Consider the following 18999-nt stretch of genomic DNA (forward strand, 5'->3'; position numbering starts at 1 on the left):
TGATGCTCCTTGATTGCTTTCAACAACTTTTGAAGATTAATCAGCGCTTCCTTAGCGACTACAGCGGTTCGGAGGCCCAGGGGGGCAGGCAGCACCACGCGGAGCGCAGTTCCTGTCGGTGGCGGTCCGTTTCGGGGTCCATGGCTCGAAGCCTGGCGTAGAAGGCCGGACTGTGGTTCATCTCCGCCATATGGCACAGCTCGTGCAGCATGACGTGCCTCACGAGGTCGGGTGACAAAAAGAGGAGCCTGGAGTTGAGGTTGACGTTATGGCGCGCCGAACAGCTGCCCCAGCGGCTGCGCATCTCCTTCACAGCGACACGGGCCACGGTCAGTCCCTGCTCCGCCGCCAGCTCCAGCAGCATGGGCGGCAGCATCTGCCTTGCGCGAAGGCGCACCCAATCCCTCAGGGCCCGCAGTGCCTCCGCCCGGCTGAGGCCCGAAGGCAGAGGGATGATCCCCTCGAACGCCGACGCGCGCGCCGCCTCCGCAACCTCAACCCGCCACTCCTCGGAGAGGGCCGGGAGGCGCACCACCCCCGGCAGAGCAATGGGGGCTCGCCCCGCGTCGCGAGGGCGCAGAGAGGCCCGGCTCAACCCCTGAAGGATCCAATCCAGGTTTCGCTCCAAAAGGCCCTCCAGGTCCCTCTCGGGTCGGAAAAGACGCGGGACGAGGACGGTGAGGCCACGCTCGTCCACGATCAGGCGGACCGTCCTCCTGCGGGAGGTGCGGTGCAGCGTCCCGGAGAAACTCCCTCCCCGCCCGCCGCTCAGGTCCGCCATGAAACAAACAGTGCTTTCCCGACCTCCCCGCACGGGGTCGAGAAAGCACCTCACCGTTTCCATGGCTGCCGCACAGCAGGCGCAACCGAAACGGCCTCGTCAAGGCCGGTCGGAACAGCGTTTCGAGTCAAAGGTCGTTGCCCCCGTCTAAACGCGGTTTTCCTTCCCCTGCAGCAGGCGGGAGATGTTGGAGCGATGACGGAAGATCGAGAGGAGCGCCAAGGCCAGGGCCAGGAGCTGAAACTGCCACGGGGCCCCCAGCATCCAGAAGAAGGCGGGCAGCATCAGAAGGGACAGCATGGAGGCCAGGGAAACGTAGCGGGTGCAGGACATGACGCCATACCATATTGCGCCGCACATCAGGACGATGGCGAAGGAGTTGTAGGGCCAGACGAAGAACATGGTGCCGTAGGTGGTCGCGACGCCCTTTCCGCCGTGAAACTTAAGCCATATCGGGTAGTTGTGCCCCACCACCGCCGCGAAGGCGGAGAGCGCGACGAGCTCGTGGGAGGTCGTTCCGGCGTGAGCCGCCAGCAGGAGCGCCAGTGCCCCCTTGGACATGTCCACGATCGTGACGAAGACCGCCCATCCCTGCCCCAGGGCGCGGCGAACGTTCGTCGCCCCGATGGAACCCGACCCCACCGTCCGAATGTCGATTCCGCGAGTGAGGCGCACGACGAGGTAGCCCGTGGGCAGAGAGCCGATCAAATACGAGATGAGCATCCAAAGCAGCACAACCTGCAAATCCCATTCCCCCCTCCGCAAAAACGGCAGGCGAAGTCAGTCGATGCCTAAAATGCGATCGTTGCCGCGCTTGATCCCCAGCTTCACGAGGTCCTTGTCCTTCAGGACGTCCCACCGGGAGTTCAGGACCAGCAGGAAGAGGGCGGAGAAGGGGTCCATGCGCCACGAAACGTCCTTGCGCCGGACGTCCATGCGCACGCCCTGAAGTTGCCTCAGCCCCCGGTCGTCCTCCGCCATCTCCCGTAGGAACTCCCGAACGTCGGAGATCGTGTCGATCCCCGCAGCGCGGAAGATCCGGCAGAGGCAGCCGAAGCTCTCCTTCAGGTAGTCCGAATCCGGAACGAAGGGCGGGAACCCTGCCTTGAGCGCGATGGCGTTCCACGTGCCCAGCAGGCCGGGGTCCTCCTTGAAGTAATTGTACAGCTCATCGTCCGTAAAGGTGCGCTCGGCGACAAGCGGCTCCTGAGGCCGCCGCCGGGCCTGCGGCGAGGGCGGCACGAGGAGCGCCTCGTCGCCGACCTGCGCGCGAAGGGCCAGGAAGCCCTCATCGGCCTCCTCCAAAAGCGCCGCCAGGCGCACCAGCTTGCGCTTCAGCTTCTTCTCGGAAACCGTGCTGACGTTCAGGTCCACCCTGGGTGCGATGGCGGCCCAGGCGTCCTGGAGCATCGTCCTCAACTCAAGCCGGAAGCTGAGGCCCCTGTACTTCGCCCACTCGCGGAGCGTGGAGCGCGTTTCCGAGAGCGAAAGCGTGTAGACCACCGCGGGATAGCCGAAGCGGAAGGGGTCCTCCAACCCGCTCGACGGGATGGAACGCCCCATATCGACGTCAAACTCCGAGCGGACGACCTCTTCGATCTGCTGAACGTCCTCCGGGAAGCGCAAAAGCACCCGGACCGTCACCAAGTCCACCCCTGAGAGGCTGTCTTCGTCCAGCGAGTTCAGGGCTCTAAGCATCTCGTCCGGCTTCTGCGCCCATCCCTCGATCGCCTGAAATTCCACCCCCTCTCCCTCGATAAGGTCCTGAACCAGATTGCGTATGCGTGAGGCGTACTCCTCATAGAGGGAGAACTTCTCAACATAACGGATGCCCAGCTCATCAATACGACGTTTGTCCAATACAATCACCGCCAGAGAACGAGTTGCACGCCGCTGTAGCTTCCATGCGCACGAGCCATTTCATCTATCGCAAAATTTACATGGGGCTCGCAAGGCGGCGACCGCCTGTTGCCCCCCTTCGGGGGCGGCCCGCTAAAATGCAATGCCTCACTGAATCGCGGTGCAGTTGACCGGCTCCCCCTGCGGGGACGGGCAAAACGATTTCATCAGCGTTTCCTTAAGTATAACGCAGGGACCTCCTAATGAAAAGCACGGATGCGCGTTCCGGCGCCTATCCGTTTGAAAATTTGAATTTGAGCCTGGGAAAGCGGGGACGTCCTATCATGCCTCGGAGAGCGCCGCCCGGCAAAGGGCGGCCACGTCCTCGCGAACCCTTTCAGGGGTGATCGGCAGGCGCGGGCGGACCAGCTTCAAGGCCCCCTCCGCAGGGCTTCCCCCTCCGGGGAGTCCCACCCACTCCGCAAAGGCCGCCGTCTTGGGGTCGTAGGAGAGGAGGGCCAGCGGCGTCCCGTAGATCGCCGACAGGACGGCGAAGTGCAGGCGCATCCCGACGGCTCCCGTTGCCGGGCTCCAGAGGGACGCGACGTCCGACGCGCTCTTCACGAGGACCGTGCGCTCGATCCGCAGCCGCCCCGTCCGCCTCGCCCCTTCCAAAAGCTCGTAGTCCTCGGGCGACATGGCAACGCCCACCCGCTCGCCGTCAAAGGCGTCGACGCACGACGCGGCAAGCTCGACGAACCGCTCAGGCCCCGCGACGGGCCTCAGGTTTACGAGGAGTCTCCCTCTCTCCACAGGGGCCGCGTCCCGTGGCATCTCAAGCGTCAGGGCCAGGTCCGCCCCCGGCATCGCCGGAACCCCAAGACGCCGTGCCCACTCCATGGAGGGGCCGTCCCGAAGCTGAAGCACCGCGCAGGAGTTCAGCGCCGTCCGGGTCAGCCATCGCGCCGTGCGTCGTTTCAAAGGACCGATCGACTGCCCCAGGGCCCAGGGGCGCGCCCCACACAGGCGCGCCAGGCGGACCAGCCCCCAATACCAGAGGCAGGAGTGTAGGCTCGTGCTGTCCTGAAAGAGCCCTCCGCCCCCCAAAAGTAACGTATCGCTGGACCGCAGGGCCCCTCGCACGGCAGAAAAGCTCCAACGGTCCACGGAGTCCGCGCCGAGGACGCAAGAGGTTTCCTTCGGGGCGCTGGACAGCACCACAACCCGATCGCGCCTGACGCCACAGCGATCAAGCGCCTCCAACGAGGCTCGCAGCAGGAGCTCGTCCCCCAGGTTGCCGAAGCCGTAATAGCCGGCCAGGGCAACGCGATAGCGACGGCTCATTCCATCAGCGGGCGCATCGTCCTCAGAAGGGGCAGCAGGAGCCAGCGAACGGCCGCCACGAGGAGCGCCCCAACGAGCAGCCCGGTCCAGAGCCCGTTGAACTCCCTCAGGAGGATGAACAGGATGGGCGTGTGAAAATGGCAGAAGCTGTTCACTACGGACGAGAAGCCCAGGACCACACCGATGCGCAGGACCTCTCGATAGTGCGCCCACAGCCCTCGTTTGACGAGGAAGGCCAGGAGCAACAGACAAGGGTATCCGAGGAAGACTTCCTTACTTCGGGGCCGTGCGACGAGCAGGCGCTCAAGAAATTCCCGCACCCTGGCCTCAAAGCCGGGGATGAACCGGACGTTGTCGCTTCGGAACAGCATGATGGCCAGACCGACCAACAGTACCCCGCCGAGCAGGAGCTCTCCCCACAGCGGTGGGCGACGGAGGAGGGCCGTCAGGGATTCCGGGTGAACGCGGTTTTTGAGGTCGTGGAGCAACACCAAAAGCGGCGGCAGGAGGAGCGTCAGCTTCACTCCGGAGAAGGTCTTGAGCCGCAGCATGTAGGACGGGACGCTGAAGAGGGCGGCCAGGACCAATCCGCCCACAACAGCGATCCCGAAGGCCTCGACAATCCTCTGCCACAGAGGCAGGCGTCCCTGGAAGTCCAGCGCGGTCAGAGCGGCCTCCGTCACGACGAGGGGGGCGGCGAGGGCCCCGGCCAGGCGGGCCGCCGCAGGGAACTTGAACAGCAGGAGGGCCAGGATCGCGGTCGAGGCGGCAAAGAGCGACGCGGCGCGCAGCCCCACCGGCCCCGACGCGCAGGCGCTCATGCGGGCTGCGAGGCGCCAGGACATCAGGAGCAGGAGGGCCGCCAGGGCGACCGCAGGCCAGGGAGCCGTGGCCTCCCATCCGCCCTCGAACGCCGGGCGGGGCCAACCCATGGTGAAGCCATGGGAGATCAGAGCGTCGGCGAGTGCGGCGACCTCCCGGACCACGTCGTCGAAGGTGGAGGTCCCCATGTTCTGGGGGGAAGGGCGCACCACCAGCAGGCGGACGCTCCGCTCCACGGCGGCGCGAAGGAACCGCTCGCGCAGCGCCCGGCTTGTGATGTTGCGTGCCATCAGCTCCTCGTTGGTGACGCTGTGCAGGGGTAGGAGGAGGGGAAAGGCCGCGGCGTCGAGCGCGCCAGCCCCGACCTGGCGGGAGAACTCAACGGAGGCGACGGGAATCCCGCGCCCACGGGAAACGGAGGCAATGGCGCTGACGTCGGGGTAGCCGGGGACGATCTCACCTGCCGGGGCAAAGGCGGCGATGGGATAGGCGTCCGCCGTCGCCCGAAGTGCGTCCGCCGCGTTCGCCACGAGCCAGCCGAGCGTCTGAGCGGGGCGATAAAAGACGGGGAGCTCTGCCGCCTTTGCCGCCTCGAGTCCCTCGACGTCCGGGATGACGCCGACGTTTTTCATCATGTTAACGGGGATCGGCAGGGTCACCGGCCCCGCGGAGAGCGCGTCAGCCGACGCCATAAGGCGGATGCGCAGCCATTGCGACAGGCGTTCGGCGTGCGGGCTCTCCGGCATGATGGAGAGCAGCGTCCCCTGCCCCTCCCCAGCGCCTTTCCTCAGGCTCAGCATCACCGCCGGGCCGATCCCGTTCTCCAGGTCCTCTCCCGTCAGCTCACTCACCATGAGCCCGCTCAACCCTTTCCCCTTAAGCCGGCTCAGGGCCTCGGAGGTCGAGAGCCCCGCGCTGCGCGCCAGGGGCAGGATCGACCGAAAATCGGTGACGATCGCCACCGTCCGGTTCGCGCTCTCGGCGCGCCATCGCGGCAGCAGGCCGGGGAGGGCACAAGCCGCAGCAAGCAGGAGCGTCAACCACAAGAAACAACGACGAAACATGTTCAAACCTCCACTTCGCCCTCGGAAACCGGAGAGCGTTTTTCCACGCAAACGTCGGACCGGGACCCCACAAGCATCCCGTTCAGACAAAAGCCGAGGGACTCCATCATCTGCCCAAGGCGACAGAGGGGAAGCCCCACGACGTTGAAGTAGTCCCCCCGAATCCCGGAGACTAAAAGCCCCCCAAGCCCCTGTATCGCGTAGGCCCCCGCTTTGTCGTCACCTTCGCCCGAGGCGGCATAGGCACAGACGGCCTCCTCACTCAGGGGGCGAAAGGTGACGGAGGTCCGCTCCACGCAGGAGAGAAGCCGTCCTCGCCAGAAGACGGCAAGCCCGGTCATCACCTCGTGGGTCCGTCCCTGAAGCCTTCGAAGCATCGCGCAGGCCCCGTGGCGATCCGCCGGCTTGCCCAGCACCAGACCGTCGATTGCGACGACGGTGTCCGCAGCGACGACGGGGAGGTCGTCGTCCGCAGCGCAGGCCGTGGCCTTGAGGCGGGCAAGGCGCTCACAGAGTTCCGCCGGTCCTTCTCCCGGGCGGCGGGACTCGTCCACGTCCGGCGAAAGGACCTCAAGGTCCCATCCGAGGTCGGTCAACAGGGCCCGACGGCGGGGGCTGCTGGAAGCCAGCCGCACGCGCAGGGGTCCCTCGCTCTGAGGCACGGCAACAGGTCGCTCCGTCATAAAGCCCATCCCTAAAAGAGGTCCAGGGCCACGAGGATGGCGGCCGACCCGACCAGCAGGCAGTAAAACCCGAAATACGCCCACCGCCCGGACAAGACCAGGCAGCGCAGGAGGCGAAGCGAGAGCCATCCCAGGACAAAGGCCACCGCGGCCGCCCAGGCCCAGCCCTCCGGAAGCGCGGCGACTGTCCCGGCGCGATGGATATTCAGGAGCTCCAGGAGCGTCGCCCCCAAGACCGCGGGGATGGAGATCAGGAAGGAGAACCGAAAGGCCTCGCCGACGGCAAGCCCCATCAAAAGCCCCGCCGCGATCGTCGCGCCGGAGCGGGATATCCCCGGCAGGACGGCCGCGCCCTGAGCCAGGCCGACGACGACGGCCGCAGCAGCGCTAAGCTTCCCCTGCCGGTCCGCGAAGAGGGGCGTCAGGGCGAGGATCGTCCCGGTCAGGAGCAGCCCGCCGCCCACGGCAAGGGGCGAGGTCATGGCCCGTTCCACCGTCCCCTTGAGCGGCAGCCCCACCAGGGCGGTAACTGCCGAGGACAGCAGGATGAACCAGCCCATCCTCCACCCCTCCCGGTCCCGTTCCGAGCTGAAGAGGAGCCCCCGCAGCCACTGCCCGGCGATCGTTGTGACGTCCTTCCAAAAGAAGACGAGGACGGCCAACATGGTGGCGCAGTGCAGGAGGACGTCGAAGGACAGGAGCCCTCCCTGGTCAAGGCCAAAGAACATCTGAAACAGGGCGAGGTGCCCGGAACTGCTGATGGGCAGGAACTCACAGAGCCCCTGCACGGCGCCCAATACAAGGGTTTCCACGTTAAAAGCCACCGCTGCATCACCTCAAACGTCAAACCGGGGAAAGAATCCGCCGAACCGCCCGCCAACCGGGCGCGCTGCATTCCCTTAGAAAAAGTCCTTCTCCATCCAGGTATCGTCCACGCCACGGGCCTCTCCGATCACGGAGATGACGGGCAGGACTACGGCGTAGGAGTAGTTTCGGCGCCGCAGGACGTCGCGGACCCGGCTGCGGATGACCTTCGCGACGGCCTCACGATCGACGGAGCGACTGCCCGCAAGCTCCTTGATGCCGCGTTCGGCGGCGGCCCGGACTTCCTCGAACACCCGCTTGTGGTCGTCGGAGATGAAGACGCCCTGCGTTTCGATCGCCAGGGGGGCCGCCAGCGCCCCCTTTTCGCCGAGGGTCGCAGCGACCACCATCACGCCGTCCTCGGCCAGGTCCCGGCGCTCCCGCACGACGTCGCTCTTCATCCCGCCCACCGCATTTCCGTCGATCAGGACGGCGCCGGACTGCACGTGCCCCTTCAGCTTCGGCTGGACTCCCTTCGTGAAGGTGAGCACGTCGCCGTTCGCCATGATGAAGACGTTCCGGGGGGGGACCCCCACCTCCTGCGCCAGCTGGGAGTGGCGCACCAGATGGCGGTATTCCCCGTGGACCGGAACGAAATAGCTGGGGCGCACCAGGTTCAGGACGATCTTCAGCTCCTCCGAGGAGGCGTGGCCGGAAACGTGAGTCTGCCTGCCCGGCTCGTAGACCACCTCGCATCCCAGCGCGAACAGGCGGTTGATCGTGTTGTTGACCAGCTTCTCGTTGCCCGGTATGACGGACGCCAAGAGGAACACGGCATCGTGGCTTCCGAGGGTGACCATGCGGTGTTCCCCGCGGCTCATCATCACGAGGCCGGAGAAGGGCTCCCCCTGGCTGCCCGTCGTCATGATGACCAGCTGGTTGTCCGGCACCCTGCCGATGTCCTCGACGGGGACGATCATCTTCTGGTCCAGCTTGAGGTATCCCAGCTCCCGGGCCAGCTCCACGTTGCGGACCATGCTGCGGCCCAGGAAGGCGATCTTGCGGTTGAAACGCATGGCGACGTCCACAACCTGCTGAACACGGTGGACGTTGCTGGCGAAGGAGGAGATGATGATACGCCGCGACCTGTAATTGCGGTAGAGCTGGTCCAGGGTGCCGCTGATGATGCGTTCGGAGGGGGTGAATCCCTTGCGCTCAGCGTTCGTGGAATCCGACGTCAGGAGGAGCACCCCCTTGTCCCCCTCCTCGGCGAACGCGCCGTAGTCCGTTATGCGCCCGTCGATGGGGGTAGAGTCCAGCTTGAAGTCCCCCGTGTGGACGATGCGGCCCAGCGGCGTTTCGATGGACAGGGCCACGCCGTCCGGGATGGAGTGCGCAACGGCGATGAAGCGAATCTTGAAGGGACCGATCTGGACGACATCGCCTGCCTTGACCTCGTTGAATTTCGGCCGGAAGTTGGGCAGGTCCTCCTGCAGCTTGTTCTTGATCAACCCTAGCGTCAGCCTGGTGCCGTAGAGCGGGACGTTCAGCCGCGGCAGGACGTAGGGAAGTCCTCCCGTGTGATCCTCGTGCCCATGGGTGATGAGGATGGCCAGGACCTTCTCGCGATTGGCCTCGAGGTAGGAGATGTCGGGCACGATGTAGTCGATGCCGGGAAGCTCCTGGTCGGGGAACATCAGCCCGCTGTCGATGACGATCATGTCGTCCCCGTACTCCACCACGTACATGTTCTTTCCAATCTCGCCGAGCCCTCCCAGGGGGATGAAGCTCAGGTGCTCCTTGCCCTTCCCGACGCCGGATGCCTTGGGCCTTCGACGCGGCCTTGCAGTTTTCTCTGCCATGAATGCGCATTGCCTCCGTAAATTTATTTATGTATCGATAATTATCCGCCGCTTCCAGGCGGATCTGCGTTCTCCACACATTGTCCCGTTCGGACACGAGCAGGGGCCGACGCCGGCACATCCGCCCCCCGTAACTTCAATCACTCCCCCTGCGGGCCCTTCTTCTTCAGTATCTCACGACCATCGTCCCGGCCAATCCCCAGGAAAATCGAGGCAAACATCACGAACATGAGCACGTAGCCGTAAACGACGAACGGCGTAACCTGAATGGCCGCCAGGGGAGCCTTCGTCCCCGCCGCAAAGCTGATGGTGTAGATCACGGCAGGGGTCCAAGGCATGGAGTAAACGAGCGTGTTGGACTGTGCATCCAGCAGGTTAGCCGCCCGATACCCCGTGAAGCCGTACTTCTCCGACAGCGGTTTAGCGAAGGAAGCGCCAACCGCCAGGATGGCAGGGGCGTTCAGCCCCATCACCGCCGACAGGATAATGACCATCAGGGAGATCACGACCTCCGCACCACAGGCGGTGGAGGCCACCGCGCCAAGGGCGTTCAGGAGTTTCTTGTCCCCACCGCCGGCGCGCATGATGGCGATGGAGCCAAAGAGGAGCAGCGCCAGGATACAGACCTGAAGCATGCTGGCCAGGCCCATGTAGAAGATGCCATCCACCGTCCGGTCCAGCCCCTCACCGTGAACCGCGATCAGGGCAGTTTTCGCAGGATTGGCGGCGTCGACCTGCAGGAGATCGAACTGGCCGGCGGCAACGCCAATCACCGCAGCGGCCACAATGCCTATCGTCGTTGCGATGATGATATCCCCCGTCTTCATGGCCAGAACAAGCGTCAGAAGCACCGCCACAAGCATCCAGAAGGCCCTGGGGTCATAGGAGAAATCCGTGCTGACCGCGGAGGCCGCCGTGTCCAGTTTCGTAGCGAGAAAGACGGCTATCGCGATGGTAATGCAGGCTGCGACGAAGGAGTACTTGAACCGGGAGCGAACGACGCCGGGCACATCCACCCCCTGAGAGGTGGCGGAGCAGATGGTGGTGTCCGAAACGGGGGCCAGGTTGTCGCCGAAGGCGGCACCCGATATGATGAGCCCGGCCAGCAGGGCGGGATGGCACCCCAACTCGACGCCCGCCGGGTACAGGACCCCCATGGCCGCCGCGATGGTGCCAAAGCCGGTACCGCTCGCCGTGGCAAACAGGCAGGACGCCAGGAAAGTGATGATGAGGAACGCCGTGCTCCCTACGCCAAGCCCTGCGGCGTAGCCGGCAATGGCCGCCGCAAGTCCGGAAACGCGCAGCAACCGGGAGAACACGCCCGCCCACAGCCAGCAGATCACCGGCGTGATCGCCTCCTTGCTGGCGATGCCGGAGATAACCACATCCGCGTAATGTGCCTTATCCTTGGAGAAAAAGAAGGTGACGATCAACGCCAGAAACGCCGGAACCCAGAGGGCCCCATCGGAGATGGACCCCCAGAAGAACGTCGTCAAAAGGATCAGAGAGAGAAAGATCACAAACGGTAAAAACGCCATCCATCCTCCACCGTAGAACTCCAGCTTTCTGTCACTCATGCTGTTCCCTCCTCAAGGTTTTACCGAAATGCCCCCTGCTTGGCGGGGGATAAAGTTCCATGCTCGCTGAAAGCTGCGGCGGAGTAGGCGTCATTTTGGCCCTGTCAGCCCTACGGCGCCCCTGAATTATACCTGCACCCTCGGCGCCCGCTCCATCACTTCAGCCACTGATGGCAACAAAGGCGGCATCAAACGGCCGAAAAGTCACCTGCCCTCATAAAGCAGGGAGTCCCCGTCTCGCCGCGACGGGGACTCCCTGCTTATTTTAACCTAAAGATCAGTTTCTTGCCAAGGATATCGGCCGACCGTCAGCGGCGCTTTCCAAAGAGGCGCAGGAGGTAGAGGAAGATGTTGATGAAGTCGAGGTAGAGCGAAAGGGCGCCCAGAACGGCCGCCTTGCGGATCGTCACGCCGTCCTCTCCGTCCTCGATCTCATCCCCCATCCGGCGGATCGTCTGCGTGTCATAGGCGGTCAACCCAAGAAAGACGACGACGCCGACGATGCTGGTCACGAACTCCACCATGGTGGACCGGACAAACAGGTTGACGAGGCCGGAGATGATGAGCCCGATGAGCCCCATGTACAGAAAGCTGCCGAGCGACGTCAGGTCGCGCCGGGTGTAAAGCCCGTAGACGCTCATGACGGCGAACATCCCTGCCGTGGAGAAGAAGGCGGAGTACACGGACTCCTGCGCGTAGAGCAGGAGCACTCCCGAACAGAGCAGGCCGTTCAACACGCTGTAGATCACGAACAGGGCCGAGGCGGCTCCGGCTGAGATGCGCCGGATCCCCGAACTCAACGCAAACACAAGGCCCACCGTGGCGATGGCGACGACGAAGAGCGGCATCGCCGAGCCGTAGAACATCCTCATCAGGGTCCCGTTGGACGCGACCCCGTAGGCGGTGACGGCCGTCAGGATCAGCCCGATCGCCATCCACTGATAGACGCGACGGAAAAGTGCGTTGACCAGGTCGACGCGCGAGTCTGCGACCGAGTAGGAAAGACCCCTGGTAAACTCCTGCGACATTGCAATCTCCCCTTTTAAAAATTCGACGTTTTAAAGCCGGTGACCCAAGGACGTTTGAATATCCCCCAGGCCACGAAGGCGGGGGACAGAGCCCCACGCGCTCCTTACGCTGAGTTTATTCTATCAAACCATGGAGCCGAACGCCATGGGGCAAAGGGCGGAGCGCGACAAGGGGGCGATCCAAAACGTCCATCCCCGCCCTGCGCGCGCTCAAGGCCCGTCGCCAGGAAGGGCAAAAATATGTTAAAATACGCCCCAGCCAATGATTTCGGCGGAACTGGACCGGATCGTGAAGACAGAGCTTTTCAGGAGGCTTCAAGTGGTGAGCAGGAAGAACGACAATCAATCGGTGGTGACGCGGAGCGGTTTTGAGAGCATGACGGCCGAGTTGACGAACCTTCGGACGGTCCGTCGGCTGGAGGTCGCCCGTCAGCTTGAGGAGGCCCGCGCCTTCGGCGACCTCAGCGAGAACGCGGAGTACGCCGCAGCCAAGGACGAGCAGAGCAGGGTCGAGGGGCGCATCATGGAGCTGGAGGTGATGCTCTCCAAGGTCAACGTCGTCGACGAGGCCAACCTGGACACGAATCGGGTGGGCATCGGCCTGACGGTTTCGCTTCGGGACCTCGACTCGAAGAAGGACTATACCTACACCCTGGTGGGCTCCGAGGAGCTCTCCAGTTCCAACAAGGAAAGCGCTTCAGCGGTTCAGCGCATCTCCCAGAAGAGCCCCGTCGGCCAGGCGATCCTCGGACACGCCATCGGCGACGAGGTCCACGTCAAGATCCCCCGCGGCACACGCCGATTGAAGATCACGAGCATCGACCGTGGCGGCGTCAAGGCAAAAAGAAGCTGACGTTCCAGAACGAGCGGCATTTCCCAGGGTCCTCCTCCTCTGCCCCGACCTGGAGATCGGCGGGCTTCAGCGCGTCGCGGTGAACCTCGCCAAAGGGCTTTCCGACCTGGGAGTCCGCCCCACCTGCCTCGTCCTCCGTCGGGGTGGGGCCCTTCGCAGCCTCCTTCCGCAACACATCGAGGTTCATGAACTCGGCTGCACCAGCCAGCCCCTTGCCCTGCTCCTCCCTACCTCCAAACTGGGCCGAGCCCTGAGGGCGGCTCGGCCGGACGTCGTCCTCTCCTTCGGACACATGACCAACCTGCTGGCCGCGTGGGCAAAGGCGCTGTGGGGCTTCTCCTTCTCCCTCGTCGCCTCGGAGCACAGCACGCTCAGTCAGCGCATAGCGGGCGGATCGGCGCTCTCCCGCCTGCGGCGGAGGCTCCGCGCCCGATCGCTCTATCGTAAGGCCCGTTACGTCGTCTGCGTGTCGCAGGGCGTCGCGGAGGACCTGACGGCCCTTGGCATCGTCCCCGCCGAGAAGGCACGCGTCATCTACAACCCTATCGTGGACCCCTCCATGCCGGAACAGGCGAAGGCTCCGGTGGACCACCCGTGGCTAGGAGAGGAGGTCCCCGTGCTGCTGGCCGTGGGCCGTCTGGTGGCCCTGAAGGCCTACGACGATCTGCTGCGGGCCTTCCAAATCTTCCGGGAGGAGGCCGGCCTCGCAGCGCGCCTCGTCCTCCTTGGAGAGGGTCCAGAGAGGGGACGCCTTGAGGCGTTGACCGCGACGCTCGGCCTGGAGGACTGCGTGTGCTTTGCGGGGCATCAGACGAATCCCTACGCATGGATGGCGCGGGCTTCTGCGCTGGTGCTTTCCTCCCGTTGCGAGGGGTTCGGCAGCGTCCTGGCGGAGGCCATGGCATGCGGAACCAACGTCGTCGCCACGGATTGTCGAAGCGGACCGCGGGAGGTCCTGGAGGGCGGCCGCTGGGGACGTCTGGTCCCCGTGGGCGACGTTTCGGCGCTTGCGCGCGCGATGCGGGACGCGCTCCTCGATCCCCTGCCTCACGCGGACCTGATCCAGGCCGCCGAACGCTTTTCCGTGGCCAGGTCCGCCGCTCTGTGGCGCGACCTCATCCTCGAGGCGGCGCAGGGCGACGGCAAATTGCAAAAGAGCGGAGAGAGGTAGGGCAACATGAGCATCGTTCGTCCAAAGGACGGGGACAGGGTGTTGTGGATTCGCTTCAGCGCCTTCGGGGACGTGCTGCAGTGCGCCGCCGGCGCGCGGGCCTTCAAGAAGGCCTTTCCCGGAACGCGGCTGACGTTCCTTACGCAGAAGGAATACGGCGGCATCCTCGGCGGGCAGCCGTACATCGACGACCTCCTCTTCTGGGACCTCAAGCGCCCCTGGAGCTTTTTCTCCGTCATCCGCCGGATACGCGGCCGATACCAGTGGCTGGTCAGCCAGCACCGAGGCGCCGCCGCCGCCCTCACCGCCCTCCTCAGCAAGGCCCCCATCCGGCTGGGGTACAACAGCGGACTTCAGTTCGCCTACACCACGACGCACTGGGAGTACCTGGACGCGCTGGGCGTGGACTTCACCAGCCGCCTCGAACCGGCCATCTTCACGACGGAAAACGACAGGGCTCAGGCGCAGGCCATGCTGAAGCCCCTGCCCCCGCGGCGCCTCCTCTGCATCATCGGCGCCAGCAAGCCCCAGAAGTTCTGGCCCATCCCTCACTGGATCGACTTCCTTCGTCCCCTCGTCGGCCAGGGGTGGGGCGTCGTCCTGAACGGCCACGGCGAGAGGGAGATGCGGACGGCTCAGGAGATCGCCGGAGCGCTCGCAAGCCCCCTCGTGTTGAACCTCGTGGGAAGGGCGGACTTCTCCCTCATGGCGGCCCTGGCGCAGTCCTGCACCGCCGCCGTCGGCAACGACACGGGCCCCCTCCACCTGGCCGCCCTCGTCGGGACGCCGACGCTAGGCTTCTTCGGCGTCACCGACGCCTGGGAGATGGGCTTCCGTATGCCCTGGTTTCGGGAGGTCCGCGTCACCTGCCCTCTCGCCGGCTGCCGCAACTACGACTGCCCCAAGGATTGCCTCGCGGACATCGGGCCGCAGCAGGCCCTTGCCGCGTTCCAAAGGATGCGGGAGGAGCTCTCGATCCGATGAGGCTGACCGTGACGGCGCTCTGCGCGCTGCCGGCGCTCGTCCTGCTGGCCCTGAGCCTTAAGGGGAAAAGTCCGGGACAGATGCTCTACGGCCTCGTCCGCGAGGCAGAGAAGGGCCTGCGCCGCGTGGGCCTCTGCGTTCCGGCGCTTCGGTCGTGGGTCATGGAGCGGAATCCTCAACGGGCCTTCCGCTCTCCCTTCGCTCGCCTGAACGGGGCCGTTCCGGATCACTCCCCCATCCTCCTGAACCTGCCGACCTCCGACGGGTCCGGCGAGGCCACGCATCCCGACGTCCTCCACGTCCCCCAGGGCTGGGGGGCCGGAGGCTGGACGTGGCTCATGGCCATGACGCCCTATCCCCTTGGGACCGACTACCACGAGAACCCGGAGTTCTGCGTTTCCTACGACGGCATCCAGTGGACGGTCCCGGAAGGGCTGCACCCTCCCCTGGCCCGCGTCCCGCTCAGGCCACGGAACGGAGCCCGCGCGGAGTTCCACTCGGACCCCTCGCTCCTCCTGGCGAAGGACGGCGAGCTGCTGTACTATTATCGCTGGACGGCGGTCTTCAGCTCGGAAACGGAGAATCGAATCCTGTTGATGACCTCCCGTGACGGGGTCCACTGGACGCCGCCCGAGGCGGTCTTGGAGGAAAGGCGCCCCACGGGGCTGGACCGTAAGTTTCTCTCGCCAAGCGCGCTTTTCCTGAACGGGGAGTACGCGCTCTGGACGGTGGACTGCGAGGGCGGAGAGCGCTTCATCGTTCGGCGCTCAGGGCCCGACGGGCGCCATTGGGGCGATCCGGTGCGCACCGCGGTCAGCGCGCCGTTCCCCCTGAACGCCCCATGGCACCTCGACGTGGCCGATGACAAGGGGGTCCTCCGCATCCTCCTGACGACGGCGGCCGAACGCGGCTACGAAGCAGAGCTCTTCCTCGGAAGCGGCGACGGGCTTTCATGGAAGGTCGAAGGGAAACCCTTCACTCCCGCGTACCACTTTGAGGGAAAGAGGGTTTACCGCTCCTCGCTGGTGCCCCTGGGCAACGGACGGCGCCGCATCTACTACTCCGCCTTGTCCCTCAGCGGGACGTGGAACGTCGCGATGCTGGACGTGGCGACCGGGAAGGACAACAGATGAAAAGGAGATGGCGTCATTGAGCGAGAAGCCGATGTCGCAGTATCGAACGCTTCACCCGATGTTCCCCGCGCTCCAGGGGAAAGAGCACTGCTGGTTGGTCACGGGGGCGGCTGGTTTTATCGGTTCACACCTTGTGGAGGCCCTGCTCTCCATGGGACAGAGGGTCACCGCATTGGACGACCTCAGCGCGGGGCGTCAGCAAAACCTTGAGCTCGCCGTCGAGGCGGCCGGCCCTGACTCTGGCGCCCGCCTTCGCTTTATCGAGGGAACCATCACCGACCCCGAACAGTGTCTGGAGGCGGCCGAGGGGGCCGACTTCGTCCTCCACCACGCGGCCCTGGCGTCCGTGCCGGGCTCCATAGAGGCCCCAGCGCGGTTCAGCCGCGTCAACGCCGAGGGTTTCGTCAACGTCCTTGAGGCCGCGCGAAAGGGAGGCGCGCGCCGGGTGGTCTACGCCTCATCCAGCGCCGTCTACGGGGACGCTCAACGCCTCCCCCAGATCGAAGCGGAAACGGGGGCCTGCCTTTCCCCTTACGCGCTGACCAAGGCCGTAAACGAGCTTTACGCCAACCTGTGGACCCGCCTCTATCACGTTGACTGCATCGGCCTTCGCTATTTCAACGTCTTCGGGCCAAGGCAGGACCCCGAAGGGGCCTACGCCCCCGTCATCCCGCGCTGGATCGATGCTGTCCGAAAGGGCGAATCTCCCGTCCTCTACGGGGACGGGACGGCGACGCGGGACTTCTGCCCCGTCTACAACGTGGTCCTGGCCAACCTGCTGGCAGCCCTGACCGATGCCCCGGACGCAACAGGCGGCGTGTTCAACGTCGCCTGCGGGAAAAGCGTCACCCTGAACGAGCTCCTGTCGCTCATCGCTGCCAACTTCGCGCCCGACCGCACCGTCCAGCCGGTCCACGAGCCGGCACGGGAGGGCGACATCCGCCACTCCTCGGCCTCCATCGAACGAGCCGCCCGCATCCTTGGGTATCGTCCTCTCCAGTTCCTCGAGGACGGCCTGAGGGCGCTTGCCGCCCAGACGTCCGATTAACGGCTAACGGGCAGCGCACCGCCCTTCGGCCAATCAATCAGACTCCGCATCGGAGCGTGCACATACGAAAAGAGGGGGCCTAGCCCCCTCTTTTCGTTCGCGTTGACGCGTATCTATCGATCGGTATCCACCGCGATACTCTGTACTAGTCCGTCCTTGCCCAATTGGAAGGTCAGGGATGCCTTTCCTCCCTCTCGGTACTGAATCTGCCGCTGAGATAGGGACGTGGGGTACCCCATGGCCTTAAAGAGCGCCTCCTGCGACATACCGACCCTCAGCTTATTGGGCAGGTCGCGCTTTGTCGAAACCTTCAGATGCGTGACCTCATCGCCCGAAAAACCGGCGCTCACTCCGGCCCACTCCATGACGGCGTCCGTGTTCTTGGTGGGCTGTCCCAGCTTTTGCGTCAGGGCGGCGCGATCTCCGCCAAAGGCCATGATGAAGGCTGCGGCATACCCCGTGGGCAGCGGTTCGCCCAGCGGCTGAAGGTATCGGCCAAAGATCCACCCCTCCCTCTCGTTGGAACGAATTCGGTACCACGTCCCCTTGAACTTTCCCGCCTGCCCCTCCCAGGTACCCGTTATGGACACGACCGTGTTCACCGAAAGGCGCGTCAGGGACTTGGAGGAGGTCGAATGATCCTCCCTCAGGTTCACGTCCGTGCCCGTCGTGATGCCGCGTTTCAGGGAGAGGTCTGGAGAGAAGGAAGACAGGATGCTCGTCAGGTCCCTAGCGGGGGTGACGGGCTGCACCACGGGGATGTCCTCCGATTTTTTCTCGCTCTCGATGATGAGGTTGGGCTGGACAAGGGGGGGCAGGTCGTCCGGGGGAAGCTTCCGGAGTCCCAGCAGGAACCACAGGGTACCACCCACGATGAACATGAGCAGCAGGAAGCCCAGCACCCGTCGGCCGGCGGAGCTGCGGCGCCTCTTACGGCGCCGCGCGTACTGCGAGAACTCGTGGTAGGCGACGTCGGGCTCAACGTCGAGGTCGATGGGGCGGCGCGGAAGGCCCGACTCCTCCCGGATGGGGCGAACGATCACCTTGTGGGGCGGGAGAGGTTCTACCCGCTCGTACAGAGCGTCTTCGTCCTCGTATTCGTCCCTTTCGCTCCTGTCCACGGCAAGCGGCCGGGCGGCTGTGCGTGGAGCATCGGCCTCCGGTGCGGCGCGTTCGGCCTCAAGATCAGGCTCTTCCGGCCCAGCCGCCTCGGACGGCGACACAGCCTGAACCTTCTCGACGGGCTCCGCTTCCATCGTCAGGTCGGATTCTGGGACGACCGTTTCCTCCCGATGTTCCTGGACCTGGACCGGAATATGGAGGCTCGCCCCGCAGTTGGGGCAGAAACGGTGCTCAATGGCCACGGTCGCTCCACAGGTGGGGCAGGTCTTGGAGGTCCGCCTCCTGACCTTATGGCCCTCTTTTCCGGTCGGCTCTATCGAGGCGGCGGGCTTCGCCTCATGCTTTGCTCCACGGAGGCGGCTGCGCTCAAAAGCCGCTTCGTAATCCCGTTCGTCCTCCTCGTCTTCCGCTTCCTCGTCCTCGCCTTCGTAATCCTCGGCGTCGTCGTAGTCGTAGTCATAGTCGTATCGGTCGGGACTGGAACGCAGGAAGAAGCAAAGAAGGGCACAGAAGAGGTAAATCCCGCCATAGGCCCATATCTCTCTGGGGGCAAAGGAGCAGAGGGCCGTCCCCAAGGCGAAGAAGACGGCACCCCATCGGCTCCTGTTGAACGCCAGGAGGCCCCCAATCATCGCGGGGACGACGGAGGCGAGGGGCATGGAGGCCCGCCAGATGGGGAGAACGTCCGTCGAGGGCACGCCCGACAGCGAACTCAAAAGTATAAAAACTCCGTGAACAATGGATGTAACCGCCGCTCCAATGGATAGAGCAAAAATAGTCCAACGCATCAATCATTCCTCCAGGGCAGAGATCTCCCGTCCTCCGGCTGAGCCGCTCACCATGGCCCCCTGACGGCGTTCCGCCAAAACTTTAAACGAAAACGA

The 18999-nt window shown here is 64.8% G+C and carries 16 protein-coding genes; 5 read left to right on the plus strand and 11 right to left on the minus strand.

Annotated elements, in window-relative coordinates; all coding sequences use genetic code 11:
• Window positions 1-58: 58 nt before the first annotated feature.
• The 10 genes from ACO41U_RS02640 to ACO41U_RS02685 form a co-directional block, all read right to left on the minus strand.
• Window positions 59-781: a M48 family metallopeptidase gene (locus ACO41U_RS02640; RefSeq protein ID WP_485941371.1), complete on the minus strand. Its 723-nt coding sequence runs from the start codon at window positions 779-781 to the stop codon at window positions 59-61.
• 147 nt (window positions 782-928) lie between these two features.
• Window positions 929-1516 (minus strand): glycerol-3-phosphate 1-O-acyltransferase PlsY, encoded by a 588-nt coding sequence (gene plsY, locus ACO41U_RS02645; RefSeq protein WP_366123324.1) that lies wholly within the window; start codon window positions 1514-1516, stop codon window positions 929-931.
• 45 nt (window positions 1517-1561) lie between these two features.
• On the minus strand, window positions 1562-2641 hold the full coding sequence (locus ACO41U_RS02650) for a hypothetical protein (RefSeq protein ID WP_485941372.1): 1080 nt from the start codon (window positions 2639-2641) through the stop codon (window positions 1562-1564).
• A gap of 321 nt (window positions 2642-2962) precedes the next feature.
• A complete protein-coding gene (gene csaB, locus ACO41U_RS02655; protein WP_485941373.1) occupies window positions 2963-3964 on the minus strand; it encodes a polysaccharide pyruvyl transferase CsaB in 1002 nt (333 codons plus the stop codon).
• On the minus strand, window positions 3961-5850 hold the full coding sequence (locus ACO41U_RS02660; RefSeq protein ID WP_485941374.1) for a DUF5693 family protein: 1890 nt from the start codon (window positions 5848-5850) through the stop codon (window positions 3961-3963). Before ACO41U_RS02660 ends, csaB begins: the two co-directional genes overlap by 4 nt.
• 2 nt (window positions 5851-5852) lie before the next feature.
• Entirely contained in the window at window positions 5853-6533 is a 681-nt protein-coding gene (locus ACO41U_RS02665; RefSeq protein ID WP_298779247.1) for a Maf family protein, read from the minus strand.
• A gap of 11 nt (window positions 6534-6544) precedes the next feature.
• Complete coding sequence (locus ACO41U_RS02670; RefSeq protein WP_298779250.1) at window positions 6545-7357, minus strand: undecaprenyl-diphosphate phosphatase; 813 nt, start codon at window positions 7355-7357, stop codon at window positions 6545-6547.
• A gap of 75 nt (window positions 7358-7432) precedes the next feature.
• Window positions 7433-9199, minus strand: a complete 1767-nt coding sequence (locus ACO41U_RS02675; protein ID WP_485941375.1) for a ribonuclease J — start codon at window positions 9197-9199, stop codon at window positions 7433-7435.
• A 140-nt stretch (window positions 9200-9339) separates the two neighbouring features.
• Complete coding sequence (locus ACO41U_RS02680) at window positions 9340-10776, minus strand: Na+/H+ antiporter NhaC family protein (protein ID WP_485941376.1); 1437 nt, start codon at window positions 10774-10776, stop codon at window positions 9340-9342.
• Window positions 10777-11084: 308 nt separating this feature from the next.
• A complete protein-coding gene (locus ACO41U_RS02685; RefSeq protein WP_298779257.1) occupies window positions 11085-11804 on the minus strand; it encodes a Bax inhibitor-1/YccA family protein in 720 nt (239 codons plus the stop codon).
• 322 nt (window positions 11805-12126) lie between these two features.
• Here ACO41U_RS02685 and greA point away from each other — a divergent pair, with 322 nt between their 5' ends.
• From greA to ACO41U_RS02710, 5 genes are read left to right on the plus strand one after another with little or no spacing between them, the layout of a single operon-like run.
• On the plus strand, window positions 12127-12657 hold the full coding sequence (gene greA, locus ACO41U_RS02690; RefSeq protein WP_298779259.1) for a transcription elongation factor GreA: 531 nt from the start codon (window positions 12127-12129) through the stop codon (window positions 12655-12657).
• The gene (locus ACO41U_RS02695; protein WP_485941378.1) at window positions 12629-13828 is read left to right on the plus strand and encodes a glycosyltransferase; all 1200 of its coding nucleotides are present in this window, start codon (window positions 12629-12631) and stop codon (window positions 13826-13828) included. Before greA ends, ACO41U_RS02695 begins: the two co-directional genes overlap by 29 nt.
• Before the next feature lie 6 nt (window positions 13829-13834).
• Window positions 13835-14812: a glycosyltransferase family 9 protein gene (locus tag ACO41U_RS02700; RefSeq protein WP_485941380.1), complete on the plus strand. Its 978-nt coding sequence runs from the start codon at window positions 13835-13837 to the stop codon at window positions 14810-14812.
• Window positions 14809-15945: a hypothetical protein gene (locus ACO41U_RS02705; protein ID WP_485941382.1), complete on the plus strand. Its 1137-nt coding sequence runs from the start codon at window positions 14809-14811 to the stop codon at window positions 15943-15945. Before ACO41U_RS02700 ends, ACO41U_RS02705 begins: the two co-directional genes overlap by 4 nt.
• 16 nt (window positions 15946-15961) lie before the next feature.
• Window positions 15962-16993, plus strand: a complete 1032-nt coding sequence (locus tag ACO41U_RS02710; protein WP_485941384.1) for an NAD-dependent epimerase/dehydratase family protein — start codon at window positions 15962-15964, stop codon at window positions 16991-16993.
• Window positions 16994-17106: 113 nt separating this feature from the next.
• Here ACO41U_RS02710 and ACO41U_RS02715 read toward each other — a convergent pair whose 3' ends face one another.
• Window positions 17107-18831 carry an SH3 domain-containing protein gene (locus tag ACO41U_RS02715; protein WP_485941386.1) on the minus strand — a complete coding sequence of 575 codons (1725 nt, stop codon included), beginning with the start codon at window positions 18829-18831 and terminating at the stop codon, window positions 17107-17109.
• Window positions 18832-18999 lie beyond the last annotated feature (168 nt).

Source organism: Fretibacterium sp., from assembly GCF_057312375.1.